This is a genomic window from Rubrivivax albus (assembly GCF_004016515.1).
In the GTDB taxonomy this organism is placed as follows: domain Bacteria; phylum Pseudomonadota; class Gammaproteobacteria; order Burkholderiales; family Burkholderiaceae_C; genus Rubrivivax; species Rubrivivax albus.
In genome coordinates, this window is the sequence record NZ_SACT01000001.1 from 481,755 (window position 1) to 494,919 (window position 13,165).

The window sequence follows — 13,165 nt, forward strand, 5'->3', positions numbered from 1 at the left end:
GGGCGGCGTCAGGCGTCGCGCGCCAGCGGCAGGTTCAGCAGCAGGTTCTGCGGCTTGAGCTTCACCACGCCCTGGGCATCGGCCATCAGCCCCATCCAGACCGGGGCGCCGGCCAGGTCGGCCCGCATCTCGGCCGGGTCGGCAAAACGCAGGCGGAACAGGCTGATCAGGCGTTCCTGGCGGGTGGTCTCGACCTCGCGGCCTTCGTAGAGGTCGTTGAGCAGCGCGGTGGACTCCGCATCCAGGCCGAGGTGCCAGCGCCAGTGCGGGTCGTCGACGCGCTGCAGCGGCTCGATCGTCACCTTCACCCCGAGCAGCTGCTGCACCCAGCGCGTCAGCACCACGGCCAGCGCGCCGAGGCCGCTGTGCCTGTGCACGAGCGTGAAGTGCAGACCGTGGCCGAGGTCGCGGTCCAGCGTGTGCGTCAGGTCGAGCAGGAAGTTCGTGCCCTGCGCCGGCTGCGCGGCGCGCGCGAAGTAGGCTGCGCCCTGTTCCGGCGCCAGCACCGTCATCTCCAGTCGCTTCAGCGGCGCCTGCGCCTCGGCCAGCAGGCGGCCCAGGTCGCCGAAGCCCTGGGTGTCGCGGCCCAGGTCCAGCGTGTCGCGATCGCCCAGCAGCACGCGGCCCTCGTGGCGCGTCACGCGCTGCGGGCGGAATAGCAGTTCGGCGGCGCGCCAGTGGATGGCGTCCTGATCGTCGGCCAGCAGCCGCCAGGTCACCGACTGCACCACCAGGTCGATGAACACCGGCGGGACCGCGATGCGACCGCTGCGGAACAGGCCCAGCAACCAGCCCTCGAGCGTACCGGCGCGCTGCACCGCGTCGCGGAAGGCCAGGAAGTGGCCGTAGCTCTCTCGCGCGTCGGCGTCGCGCAGCCTGGCCAGGCGCGTCGCGTCCACCGGCTGCAGCGGGTCGTCCAGCAGGGCCGCATGAAGGCGGCGTTCGGCGTGGCAGCTCTGGTCGATGGGGGCGAGCTCGGGCCGCCACAGCAGGGCCTGCCACCAGCCGGCGGCAGGGCGGGTGCGGCCGGTGTCGTCCGCCGTCAGGTGGGCCGGCGCGCAGGCCGGCCAGAGCAGGGTGGGGTCCATGGTGGGATCAGCGGGGTCCGCCGTGCAGGGCCTGCAGCGCCGCGGTGCCGCGCGCGTGCAGCGCCGCGTCGTCGTCGGCCACCCAGCGCCCGGCGACCAGCGTGCGCGCGAACGGCCGCGCCGGGCCGCTGAACACGGTGGCGTCCAGCAACTGGCCCGGCGGCAGGCCGGCGCTGACCGGGTCGGCCGGGTCGGGCAGCAGCAGGTCGGCGCGCGCGCCGGGCACCAGGCCCCAGCGGGCGAAGCCGGCCGCCTTGGCACCGCCTGCGAGCGCGGCGTCAAACAGCCGGGCGGCGGTGGCCGGCTGCGCCGGCGTAGCGGCCACGTTGCGCTGCCGGCGCACCAGGCGCTGTGCGTAGTCCAGCCAGCGCAGTTCCTCGCGCCAGTCGCGGCCGACATGGCTGTCGGAGCCGATGGCCATCGGCACGCCGGCGGCCAGCCAGCGCGGCAGGTCGGGCACGCCGTCGCCCAGGTTGGCCTCGGTGGTGGGGCAGATCACGGCGCCGGCGCCGGTGGCGGCCACGGCGTCGATCTCCGCGGGCACGCCGTGCGTGGCGTGCACCAGCTGCCAGCGGGCGTCGAGCAGGCCCTCGTCGGCCAGCCACTGCATCGGCCGCCGGCCGGTGGCGGCCAGGCAGTCGTCGACCTCGGCCGTCTGCTCGGCCACGTGGATGTGGATGGGGCCGTCCAGGTCCGCCGCCAGCGCGCGCAGGCGGTGGATGGACGCGGGGGCGGCGGCGCGCAGCGAGTGCACGGCGACGCCGGCGTTGACGTTCGGCCGCCGCGCATCGGCAAAGCGTCGGGCCAGCGCATGCACCGCGTCGGCATCGGTGCGGAAGCGCCGCTGGTCGTCGCGCAGCGCCGGCTGCGCGAAGCCGGCACGTTCGTACAGCACGGGCAGCAGCGTCAGGCCGATGCCGGCTTCGGCGGCGGCGTCGGCCAGCGCCCAGCCCAGTGTGGCCGGGTCGGCGTAGGGCTGGCCGTCGGGCTGGTGCTGCAGATAGTGGAACTCGCAGACCTGGGTGTAGCCGCCGCGCAGCAGTTCGCGGTAGAGCAGGGCGGCTACCGCGCGCAGCTGCTCGGGCGAGATGGCCAGCGCCACGCGGTACATGCGGTCGCGCCAGCTCCAGAAGTCGTCGTGTTCGCCTTCCCGCCGTTCGGCCAGGCCGGCGAAGGCGCGCTGGAAGGCGTGGCTGTGCGCGTTGACCAGGCCGGGCAGCACCGGGCCGGGCAGCACCTCAGCGCCGTCGGGCGCCGGCACGCCGACGGCGACGTCGGCCCAGCGGCCGTCGGCACCGATGTGCAGCAGCACCTGTTCGGCCCACGCGCCGGCCACCCAGGCGCGGGGCGCCCACAGTGTGGTCATGCCGGTGTCCAGTCGCGCATCGTGGTCACCAGCTGCGTCAGCAGCGGCGTGACCTCGGCGGCGCGTGCGTCGTTCCAGCGCGGCGGGGCCTCGTCCATGTAGGCGCGCCAGCACATCTCCAGCTGCACCGCGTGGATGCCGCCGGCCGGGTTGCCGTGGTGGCGCGTGATGTGGCCACCCTTGAAGCGGCCGTCGACCACGTGGCTGTAGGTGTGCTGCGCCGCGAACACGGCCGCCAGCGCGTCGCGCAGCGCCGGCGCGCAGGCGCTGCCGGCGGCGGTGCCCAGGTTCATGTGCGGCAGCGTGCCGTCGAACAGCCAGGGCAGTTCGCTCTTGATGCTGTGGGCGTCGAACAGCACGGCGTGGCCGTGCGCCGCCTTCAGCCGTGCGAGCTCGTCGGCAATGGCGCTGCGGTAGGGCCGCCAGTAGGTGGCCACGCGACGTGCGATCTCGGCTGCGTCGGGCGCCTGGCCTTCGTGGTAGATCGGGTCGCCGGTGAAGTGCCGGGTGGGGCAGAGCTCGGTGTTGTTGGCGCCCGGGTACATCGGCTGGTTCTCGGGCGGGCGGTTCAGGTCGATCAGGTAGCGGCTGTAGCGCGGCACGATGAGGCCGGCGCCGAGGTCGAGTGCGAAGGCGTAGAGGCGGTCGAGGAACCAGTCGGTGTCCTCCACCTGCAGCGCGCGCTCGGTGTAGCGGTGGCGCTGGTCGTCGGGGATCAGGGTGCCGACGTGCGGCACGCTGATCAGCAGCGGCGTGCGGCCGGGGGTGAGGGTGTAGGTCATGGGGTGCAGGGAACGCCGCCGGTGACGACGGCCAGACACGGATCGTGCCCGAATCGTGCCGCGAGTTCCCGCGGGTGGTCCAGCGACCACACCGCGAGGTCGGCCCGCTGCCCGGGCTGCAGGCGGCCACGGTCGGCCAGGCCCAGCGCGCGCGCGGCGTGGGCGGTGACGCCGAGCCAGGCTTCCAGCGGCGTCAGGCGGAACAGCGTGCAGGCCATGTTCATCATCAGGGGCAGCGACAGGGCCGGCGACGAGCCCGGGTTGTGGTCGGTGGCCACGGCCATCGGCACGCCGGCGTCGCGCAGCGCGGCCACCGGCGGCAGCTTCGTTTCCCGCAGGTGGTAGAAGGCCCCGGGCAGCAGCATGGCCACGGTGCCGGCGGCCTGCATCGCGGCGATGCCGTCGGCCGACAGCCATTCCAGGTGGTCGGCACTCAGCGCGCCGTAGGACGCCGCCAGCGCCGCGCCACCCTGGTCGCTGAGCTGCTCGGCGTGCAGCTTCACCGGCAGGCCCAGCGCGCGCGCGGCGTCGAAGACGCGCCGTGTCTGCGCCGGCGTGAAGCCGATGGTGTCGCAGAAGGCGTCCACGGCGTCCGCCAGACCTTCCGCGTGCAGCGCCGGCAGCCAGGCCACGACGGCGTCGATGTAGTCGTCGGGCCGGCTGTCGAACTCCGGCGGCAGGGCGTGGGCGGGCAGTGCAGTGCTGCGGATCGTCATGCCGGTGGCCGGACCGAGGCGGCGTGCCACGCGCAGGCAGCGCGCTTCGTGGTCCAGGCTCAGGCCGTAGCCGCTCTTGACCTCCAGGGTGGTGACGCCGCCGGCACGCAGCGCCAGCGCGCGGGCCAGCGCGCCGGCGAACAGTGCGTCGTCGCTGGCGGCTCGGGTGCAGGCCACGGTGTGGCGGATGCCGCCGCCAGCGCGCGCGATCTGCTCATAGCTGGCGCCCTGCTGCCGAAGATCGAATTCCACTGTGCGGTCGCCGGCGTAGACCAGGTGCGTGTGTGCGTCTATCAGGCCGGGGGTCAGCAACGCGCCGCCGAGGTCGTGTTCGGCGTCGACGTCGAGGCCCGCGGGCAGTTCGGCTTCGGCGCCGACCCAGGTGATCTGCGTGCCTTCCGCCAGCAGCGCCCCGCGGTCGATCAGGCCCCAGTCGTTGCCTTCGAACGTGGCGATGCGCGCGTGGCGCCAGAGCATTCGGGTCATGCGGTCGTTCCGATCCAGAAGCCGTCCGATGACGCCGGGCCGGCCGCAGGCCAGTGCAGGCGCCGCGCCGCTGCGTCGAAGAAGCCGAGCTGCGGCCATGAGGGTGCGGCATCGCCGGCGCGGGCGGGCAGCAGCACGCCGTCCAGCCCCTGCAGCATCAGGTTCAGGTCCACCGTGGGCCCGGCGACCAGCCGGCAGCCCGGTGCCGCGGCGCCGTCGAAACAGAGCGGTGCGTCGCCCGGGCGCAGCGTGCGTTCGCCGTCTGGGAACGTCAGTACCACGCCGGCGCCGTCGAGCACCACGAACCAGCGCATGACGCCGGGGAAGGCGGAGAACGGCCCGTCCGTGGCGATGTCGGCCACGCTCAGCCGCAGGTGCCAGGGACCGGCGGCCGGCCAGCGCAGCAGTTCGCGCGTGACGCCGCCGCCGTTCTTCCACGGCTGCGGTGGCACCTGGGCAACGTCGACGATCATGGATTGAACTCGCCTTCCAGCGTGTAGCGGCTGCCCGGGTGCACCAGGCGCGCCACGGTGATGCAACGCTGCCGGTCGCGCGTGCGCCGCTCGATGACCAGGCAGGCTTCGCGCATGCCAACGCCCAGCAGCCTGGCTTCCAGCGGCGTGGGGTGGGCCGCCTCGATGCGGTAGTCGGCCGACCAGAAGGGGGCCACCTGCAGCAGGTGGTGGGTGGGCGTGGTGCGGGTGAAGTCCACGTCCAGGTAGTCTGGCGCGGCCGCGGGATTGACCCAGCGGTCCTCGCACTGCAGCGGCTGACCGTCGCGCCGGTGCACGATCAGCGTGTGGAAGGCGCGGGCCTGTGCTGCCAGGCCCAGGCGGCCGGCGATGGCGGCGGGGGCGGGTTCCTCTCGGGCGATGACCACCAGCGCGTCGTGCGCGTGGCCGCCGGATTCGATCTCCTCGTGCAGGTCGCGGATGCGCAACTGCGAGGCCACGCGGTGGCGCTCGGCGGCAAAGGTGCCCTGGCCCTGGCGGCGTTCCACCAGGCCCTCGGCCTGCAGTTCGTTGAGTGCCCGGCCCACCGTCATGCGGCTGACGCCGAAGCGAGCCACCAGTTCCGATTCCGACGGCATCAGCACGCCGGGGGCCCATCGGCCCCGGGCCAGGCCGTCCTTCAGCCAGTGCTTGACGCGCTGATAGGGCGCCGCGGTGGCGACGCTGGACGTTCCGGCTCGGGCCATGGCGCAGATCCTACTTGCGCGCACTTGTCTAGACAAGTACATTGCGCCGGTCGACGATTCCAGAGGTGCCTCATGACCGACCTGTCCACCGTGCATCGCACCGCACAACCACGCCCCGTGAAGGCCCCGCGCGGCAGCGACATCAGCTGCGCCAACTGGCTGATCGAGGCCGCCTACCGCATGATCCAGAACAACCTGGACCCCGAGGTGGCCGAGAACCCGGACGCGCTGGTGGTCTACGGCGGCATCGGCAAGGCGGCACGCAACTGGGACTGCTTCGAGGCCATCCTGGCCGCGCTGAAGGCGCTGAAGCCCGACGAGTCGCTGCTGGTGCAGAGCGGCAAGCCGGTGGGCGTGTTCCGCACCCACGAGGACGCCCCGCGCGTGCTCATCGCCAACTCCAACCTGGTGCCCAGGTGGGCCACCTGGGAGCACTTCCACGAGCTCGACCGCAAGGGCCTGATGATGTACGGCCAGATGACGGCCGGCAGCTGGATCTACATCGGCAGCCAGGGCATCGTGCAGGGCACCTACGAGACTTTTGCCGAGGCGGCGCGTCAGCACTACGGCGGCGTGGCCGCCGGCAGGTGGATCCTCACCGCCGGCCTCGGCGGCATGGGCGGCGCGCAGCCGCTGGCCGCCACCTTCGCCGGCTTCTGCAGCCTGAACATCGAGTGCCAGCAGAGCCGCATCGACTTCCGCCTGCGCAGCCGCTACGTGGACGAGCAGGCCAGTGACTTGGACGACGCGCTGGCCCGCATCGCCCGCTACACCGCCCAGGGCAAGGCCATCAGCATCGCGCTGCTGGGCAACGCGGCGGAGGTGCTGCCCGAACTCGTGAAGCGGGGCGTGCGGCCGGACCTGGTGACCGACCAGACCAGCGCCCACGACCTGATCCACGGCTACCTGCCGCCGGGCTGGAGCGTCGAGCAGTGGCGCGCCTCGCAGGCCGACGAGTCGCAGCACACGCGCCTGCGTGACGCCGCGGCGGCTGGTTGCGCGGTGCACGTGCAGGCCATGCTGGACTTCCAGGCCATGGGCATCCCCACCGTGGACTACGGCAACAACATCCGCCAGGTCGCGCTGGATGCCGGCGTGAAGAACGCCTTCGACTTCCCCGGCTTCGTGCCCGCTTACGTGCGCCCGCTGTTCTGCCAGGGCAAGGGGCCGTTCCGCTGGGTGGCGCTGAGCGGCGACCCGGAGGACATCCGCAAGACCGACGCCAAGATGAAGGAACTGTTCCCCGAGGACGGCCACCTGCACCGCTGGCTGGACATGGCCGGCGAGCGCATCGCCTTCCAGGGGCTGCCGGCACGCATCTGCTGGATCGGCCTGGGCGAACGCCATCGCGCCGGCCTGGCCTTCAACGAGATGGTGCGGCGCGGCGAACTCAAGGCGCCCATCGTCATCGGCCGCGACCACCTGGACAGCGGCAGCGTGGCCAGCCCCAACCGCGAGACCGAATCGATGAAGGACGGCAGCGACGCCGTCAGCGACTGGCCGCTGCTCAACGCCCTGTTGAACACCGCTGGCGGCGCCACCTGGGTCAGCCTGCACCACGGCGGTGGCGTGGGCATGGGCTACAGCCAGCACAGCGGCGTGGTCATCGTTTGCGACGGCACCGACGCGGCGGCCAGGCGCATCGAGCGTGTGCTGTGGAACGACCCCGGCACCGGCGTGATGCGGCATGCCGATGCCGGCTACGACGAGGCCATGGCCTGCGCCAAGGCACAGGGGCTGAACCTGCCGATGCTCAACGCCACCGACCGCTGACATGCTCTTGCGCCCAGGCCAGCTGACGCTGGACGAACTGCAGGCCATCCACGCCGGCGGGCACCGCCTGATGCTGGACCCGCTGGCGCTGCCGGCGGTGCAGGCCAGTGCTGCCGTGGTGCAGCGTGCGGCGGCCGGCGATGCGGCGGTGTACGGCGTCAACACCGGCTTCGGCAAGCTGGCCAGCACGCGCATCGGCGCCGAGGACCTGGCCACGCTGCAGCGCAACCTCATCCGCAGCCACAGCGTGGGCGTGGGTGCACCGCTGGACCCACCCGTGGTGCGCCTGATGCTGGCGCTCAAGGCCGCGAGCCTGGGCCGGGGCTTCTCCGGCGTGCGGCCGGAGGTCATCGACGCGCTGCTGGCGGTGCACAACGCCGGCCTGGTGCCGTGGATTCCGGCGCAGGGCTCGGTGGGCGCCTCGGGCGACCTGGCGCCGCTGTCGCACATGACGCTGGCGCTGATGGGCGAGGGCGAGTTCAACGTCGACGGCGCGCGGGTGCCGGCGGGGCCGCTGTTGCGGGAACATGGCATCGCGCCCCTCGAACTGGCGGCCAAGGAAGGCCTGGCGCTGATCAACGGCACGCAGACCAGCACGGCGCTGGCGCTGCACGCGCTGCTGAGCTTCGAACCGGTGCTGGAGAGTGCGCTCGTGATCGGCGCGCTGACGGTGGACGCCGCGCGCGGCAGCGATGGGCCCTTCGACCCGCGCATCCACGCGCTGCGCGGGCAGCCGGGGCAGATCGACGTGGCGCAGCACTACCGGCACCTGCTGGCGGGCAGCGCGATCCGCGCGTCGCATTCGGAGAACGACGACCGTGTGCAGGACCCGTACTGCCTGCGCTGCCAGCCGCAGGTGGTGGGCGCTGCGCTGGACCAGCTGCGCCACGCGGCGCTGGTGCTGGTGCGGGAGGCCAATGCGGTCACCGACAACCCGCTGGTGTTTCCCGAGGACGGGGCCATGCTTTCGGGTGGCAACTTCCACGCCGAACCGGTGGCCCTCGCGGCCGACGCCATGGCCTGCGCCATCGCCGAGGTGGGCGCGATCTCCGAGCGCCGCATCGCGATGCTCATCGACGCCGGCGTTTCGCGCCTGCCGCCCTTCCTCACGGCCGACGCGGGCCTGAACAGCGGCTTCATGATCGCCCACGTCACCGCCGCGGCGCTGGCCAGCGAGAACAAGAGCCTGGCCCACCCGGCCAGCGTGGACAGCCTGCCCACCAGCGCCAACCAGGAGGACCACGTCAGCATGGCCACCTTTGCCGCGCGCCGGTTGCAGCCGATGATCGCCAACGTGGCGCACATCCTGGGCATCGAATGGCTGGCCGCGGCGCAGGGCGTCGGCTTCCTGCGCCCGCTGACCAGCAGCGAGCCACTGGAGCAGGCTATCGCGCTGCTGCGCCGGCGCTGCCCGTCGGTGGACGTGGACCGCCACCTGGCGCCCGACCTCGAGGCCGCCGCGGCCATGGTTCGCGACGGCGTGCTGTCGCCACTGCTGCGTGGCCTGCCCGACGTGCCGGCGCTGTGGGTGCCGGCCTGAATCTTGCGATGTCCTCGTCCCTGTCGTTCCCCAACCCTGACGCTCACCCCCTGGAGGTCTTGCCCATGTTGAAGAAAGCCCTGACCGTGATCGCGCTCACCGCCGTGGCGGTGGCCGCCCAGGCCCAGACGGCCGTGTCCGTCGGCATGTCCGGCTGGACCGGCTTCGCGCCGCTGACGCTGGCCAAGGAGGCCGGCCTGTTCAAGAAGCACGGCCTGGACGTGACGATCAAGAAGATCCCGCAGAAGGACCGCCACCTGGCCCTGGCCAGCGGTGACATCCAGTGCGCCGCCACCACCGTGGAGACCTGGATCGTCTGGACGGCCAACGGCATCCCCACCACGCAGATCTTCCAGCTCGACAAGAGCTACGGCGCCGACGGCATGGTGGTCAAGCCCGGCATCACGAAGATCGCCGACCTCAAGGGCAAGACCGTGGCCGCCAGCGCACCGGGCACGGCGCCTTACTTCACGCTGGCCTGGATGCTGAAGAAGAACGGCCTGTCGGTGAAGGACGTGAAGGTGGTGAACCTGGAGCCGCAGGCCGCCGCCAACGCGATGATCGCCGGCACCGCCGGCCTGGATGCGGCGATGACCTACGAGCCCTACCTGTCGGCCGTGCGCGCCAAGCCCGAGGCCGGCACCATCATCGCCACCACGCTGGACTACCCGATGATCATGGACACCTTCGGCTGCACGCCGAAGTTCCTGGCCGAGAACCCGAAGGCCGCCAAGGCGCTGGCGGACGGCTACTTCGACGCCGTGGCGATGATCCAGGCCGAACCGCAGAAGGCCTTCGGCATCATGGGCGCCGACGTCAAGCAGACGGCCGAGAAGTTCGAGGGCAGCCAGAAGTACCTGCGCTGGCAGGACCGTGCCGCCAACCAGACCTTCTTCGCCGGCGAGCACGCCGCGTTCAGCAAGGAGGCGGCCGAGCTGCTGCTGGAGGCGGGCATCATCCGGCAGATCCCGGACCTGTCCAAGCTGGCCGACACGCAGTTCATCCGCTGAACCCGCGCCCGGCATGAAACCGCTGCAGCCCGTCGCCCCGGGCACGCGCATCGCGCTCGGGGTGAGCTTCTTCGTGCTGTTCGTGACTGTCTGGGCGGCGGCCACGTTCGGCGGTTTCGTCGAGCCGCTGTTCCTGGCCGACCCGGTCAAGATGCTGCGCTCGGGCTGGACGCTGCTTACCGAGATGGGCTTTGCCCACGACATCGGCATGACGGTGTGGCGTGTGGTCGGCGGCTTCGTCATTGCAGCACTGATCGCGCTGCCGCTGGGGGTGGCCATGGGCGCCTACAAGCCCATCGAGGCCTTTTTCGAGCCCTTCGTGAGCTTTGCGCGCTACCTGCCGGCCAGCGCCTTCATCCCGCTGCTGATCCTGTGGGCCGGCATCGGCGAGGCGCAGAAGCTGGCGGTGATCTTCATCGGCAGCTTTTTCCAGCTGGTGCTGATGATTGCGGTGACGGTTGGCAACACGCGGCGCGACCTGGTGGAGGCGGCCTACACGCTGGGCGTGAAGGACACCGGCCTGATCCGCCGCGTGCTGATCCCCGGCGCGGCGCCGGAGATCGCCGAGACGCTGCGCATGGTGCTCGGCTGGGCCTGGACCTACGTGATCGTGGCCGAGCTGATCGGCGCCAGTTCCGGCATCGGCCACATGATCACCGACAGCCAGGCGCTGCTGGCCACCGACCAGATCATCTTCGGCATCATCGTCATCGGGCTCATCGGCCTGGTCAGCGACTTCGCGTTCAAGTGGGCCAACCGCCGGCTGTTTCCGTGGGCGCAGCTCGGGCGCTGATGCTGGCGTCGGCGCTGGTGGCGGGCTGTGCCGGCCCGGCGGGTGGCGGCAGACCGGACGACGCGGGGCTGGCGCCGCAGGCGGACGCCTTGCTGTCGGAGGCCCTGGCGGTGCAGCCGTTCTCGGGTGCCTTGGTGATGATGCGCGACGGGCGTGTCGTGCATGCGCAGGGCTGGGGGCTGGCCGACCGCGGCAGCGGCGTGCCGTTCACGCCCGAGACCCCCAGCGACGGCGGTTCGCTGGCCAAGACCTTCACCGCGGCCAGCGTCTGGTGGCTGGTGCACGAAGGGCGGCTGGCGCTGGCGTCACCGGTGCGCCACCTGGTGCCCGAGTACCCGCACGACTGTGTCACCGTGGCGCACCTGCTGGCCCACAGCGCCGGGCTGGCGCCGGACTACGCCGGCTTCGACCGGCACTTCCACCCCGGTCAGGCGCGCTCCACGGCGGCCCTGCTGCAGTTGGCCGGGCGCGATGCGCCGGAACCCGCCTTTGCGCCCGGCACCGGCTTCGCGTACTCCGACCTCGGTTACGACGCCCTGGCTCTGGCCGTGGAGCGCGCCAGCGGCCAGCCCTATGCCGACTTCGTGCGTGAGCGCTTCTTCCGGCCACACGGGCTGGTGCACAGCTTTGTGCGGCCGGTGCGGCTGGCCGACTGGCCCGTGCCGCGCACGCGGGGCTACCGCTGGCGCGATGGCCGCTGGGAGGACCACGACGCCTACGACGACGAGGCCTTCGTCGGCGGCTCGAACCTCGTCTTTTCCGCCGGCGACCTGGCACGCTGGGGCCAGGCCTGGGCGCTCGGCGGGGCCCTGCCGGCTGCGGCCGAAACGCCGGCTCGCCAGCGCCCGCGGATCGCCGGCCGGGTGTCGGCGCTCGACGGCCTGCACTGGTGGTGCGATGACGGCGGCACGCGCTGCCACTTCATCGGTGCGCTCAACGGCTTTCACGCCCTGGTGTTCTGGGACCGCGCCCGGCGCGAATCGGTGGGGCTGGTGACCAACACCGAACTGCCGCCCTGGACGCTGTTCACGCTGGAGCGCGGCCTGGTGGACAGGCTGGCCGGCCGCGAACCTCCGGCGACGGAACGATGGGCAGCCCTGCTGGCGACCCGGCACGACGCCGCGGACGTTGCTGCCGCCGTGCGGTCGACGGGATGCTTCAGGCTGCCGGATGGCCGGCAGGTCACCCTGATCCGCGACGGCGCTGCACTGCAGCTGCAGATCGACGACCAACCGCCCGAAGGCCTGGAGCATGTGGCAGGCCGGGTCTACCGCCGGCCAGCCGACGAAAGCTGGGTTGCCATGGAGGCCGGGTCCACCGGTCTGGGCCGACTGCACCTGCGCAGCCTGTACGACGACCTGACCGCCACCGCCGCAGCACCCTGCGCAACAGGCACCCCCACCGGGAGACCTCCTGCATGACCCTGCTGTCCATCCACGGCGTGGAGCGCCGCTTCGCCTCGTCCACCGGTTCCACCCTTGCGCTGCAGGCCACCGACCTGGCCGTGGACGAGAACGAGTTCATCACCATCCTCGGCCCCAGCGGATGCGGCAAGAGCACGCTGTTGCGCATCGTCGCCGGCCTGGATCAACCGACCGCCGGTTCGGTGACGCTGGAAGGCCGCCGCATCGACGGCCCCGGCGCCGACCGCGGCATGGTGTTCCAGAGCTACACGCTGTTTCCCTGGCTCACGGTGCTGGACAACGTGTGCTTCGGTCTGCGCGAACGTGGCCTGCCGCGCAGCGAGCAGGTGGCCACCGCGCGCACCTACATTGCCCAGGTGGGGCTCAAGGGCTTCGAACACCACTACCCCAAGCAGCTCTCCGGCGGCATGCAGCAGCGCACGGCGCTGGCGCGCGCGCTGGCCAATCGGCCCCGCATGCTGCTGATGGACGAGCCCTTCGGCGCGCTGGACCACCAGACGCGCGAACTGATGCAGGAGTTGCTGCTGGGCATCTGGGAGGCGGCGGACGGCGCCGGGCCGTTCCCAAGCCGTCCGCAGCCCCCTCGGGGGGTGGCGACCGCAGGGAGCCTGGGGGCCGATCGACCCACGGTGCTGTTCGTCACCCACGACATCGACGAGGCGGTGTTCATGGGCAGCCGCGTGGTGGTGATGAGCGCGCGCCCGGGCCGCATCAAGCTCGACCGCCCGGTGCCGCTGCCGCACCCGCGGCACTACGCGATGAAGACCACGCCGGACTTCGCCGCGTTGAAGGCCGAGTTGACCGAGGCGGTGCGTGCCGAGGTCATTGCCGCCCAGGCGGCAGCAGCTGCCGCCGCCTGAACCGCACCGATCCACGCCACCGCGCGCCGCGCAGTCGCGTCCGGCTGACCCCAGCCTGACGCCGGACGCCTTACCGGGTAGGGGATATCACTCCATCAGCATTCACTGATTCAGCAGCAGAATCGGACG

General features: G+C 72.1%; 12 protein-coding genes. 6 read left to right on the forward strand and 6 right to left on the reverse strand.

Annotated elements, in window-relative coordinates; all coding sequences use genetic code 11:
• Positions 1–8 precede the first annotated feature (8 nt).
• The 6 genes from ENE75_RS02240 to hutC are packed head-to-tail and all read right to left on the reverse strand — an operon-like array spanning position 9 to position 5,636.
• Positions 9–1,088, reverse strand: a complete 1,080-nt coding sequence (locus tag ENE75_RS02240) for a DUF6352 family protein (RefSeq protein ID WP_128195191.1) — start codon at positions 1,086–1,088, stop codon at positions 9–11.
• Between the two features lie 7 nt (positions 1,089–1,095).
• The gene (locus ENE75_RS02245; protein WP_128195193.1) at positions 1,096–2,454 is read right to left on the reverse strand and encodes a formimidoylglutamate deiminase; all 1,359 of its coding nucleotides are present in this window, start codon (positions 2,452–2,454) and stop codon (positions 1,096–1,098) included.
• Positions 2,451–3,236, reverse strand: coding sequence for an N-formylglutamate deformylase (gene hutG / locus ENE75_RS02250; protein ID WP_128195195.1), 786 nt, complete (start codon positions 3,234–3,236; stop codon positions 2,451–2,453). Before hutG ends, ENE75_RS02245 begins: the two co-directional genes overlap by 4 nt.
• Entirely contained in the window at positions 3,233–4,438 is a 1,206-nt protein-coding gene (gene hutI / locus ENE75_RS02255) for an imidazolonepropionase (protein WP_128195197.1), read from the reverse strand. Before hutI ends, hutG begins: the two co-directional genes overlap by 4 nt.
• A complete protein-coding gene (locus ENE75_RS02260; protein ID WP_128195199.1) occupies positions 4,435–4,911 on the reverse strand; it encodes a HutD/Ves family protein in 477 nt (158 codons plus the stop codon). Before ENE75_RS02260 ends, hutI begins: the two co-directional genes overlap by 4 nt.
• Positions 4,908–5,636 (reverse strand): histidine utilization transcriptional repressor HutC, encoded by a 729-nt coding sequence (hutC, locus tag ENE75_RS02265; RefSeq protein WP_128195201.1) that lies wholly within the window; start codon positions 5,634–5,636, stop codon positions 4,908–4,910. The genes ENE75_RS02260 and hutC overlap by 4 nt, the downstream gene beginning before the upstream one ends.
• A gap of 72 nt (positions 5,637–5,708) precedes the next feature.
• Between hutC and hutU the strand changes: the two genes are divergently transcribed.
• The 6 genes from hutU (at position 5,709) to ENE75_RS02295 (ending at position 13,036) form a co-directional block, all read left to right on the forward strand.
• Positions 5,709–7,409 carry a urocanate hydratase gene (gene hutU, locus ENE75_RS02270; protein ID WP_128195203.1) on the forward strand — a complete coding sequence of 567 codons (1,701 nt, stop codon included), beginning with the start codon at positions 5,709–5,711 and terminating at the stop codon, positions 7,407–7,409.
• Position 7,410: 1 nt separating this feature from the next.
• On the forward strand, positions 7,411–8,949 hold the full coding sequence (gene hutH, locus ENE75_RS02275) for a histidine ammonia-lyase (protein WP_128195205.1): 1,539 nt from the start codon (positions 7,411–7,413) through the stop codon (positions 8,947–8,949).
• 65 nt (positions 8,950–9,014) lie between these two features.
• Positions 9,015–9,959, forward strand: coding sequence for an ABC transporter substrate-binding protein (locus tag ENE75_RS02280; RefSeq protein WP_128195207.1), 945 nt, complete (start codon positions 9,015–9,017; stop codon positions 9,957–9,959).
• A gap of 13 nt (positions 9,960–9,972) precedes the next feature.
• Positions 9,973–10,752: an ABC transporter permease gene (locus ENE75_RS02285; protein ID WP_128195209.1), complete on the forward strand. Its 780-nt coding sequence runs from the start codon at positions 9,973–9,975 to the stop codon at positions 10,750–10,752.
• Positions 10,731–12,173: a serine hydrolase domain-containing protein gene (locus ENE75_RS02290; RefSeq protein WP_128195211.1), complete on the forward strand. Its 1,443-nt coding sequence runs from the start codon at positions 10,731–10,733 to the stop codon at positions 12,171–12,173. The genes ENE75_RS02285 and ENE75_RS02290 overlap by 22 nt, the downstream gene beginning before the upstream one ends.
• Entirely contained in the window at positions 12,170–13,036 is an 867-nt protein-coding gene (locus tag ENE75_RS02295; protein ID WP_128195213.1) for an ABC transporter ATP-binding protein, read from the forward strand. Before ENE75_RS02290 ends, ENE75_RS02295 begins: the two co-directional genes overlap by 4 nt.
• The last annotated feature ends 129 nt before the right edge of the window (positions 13,037–13,165 follow it).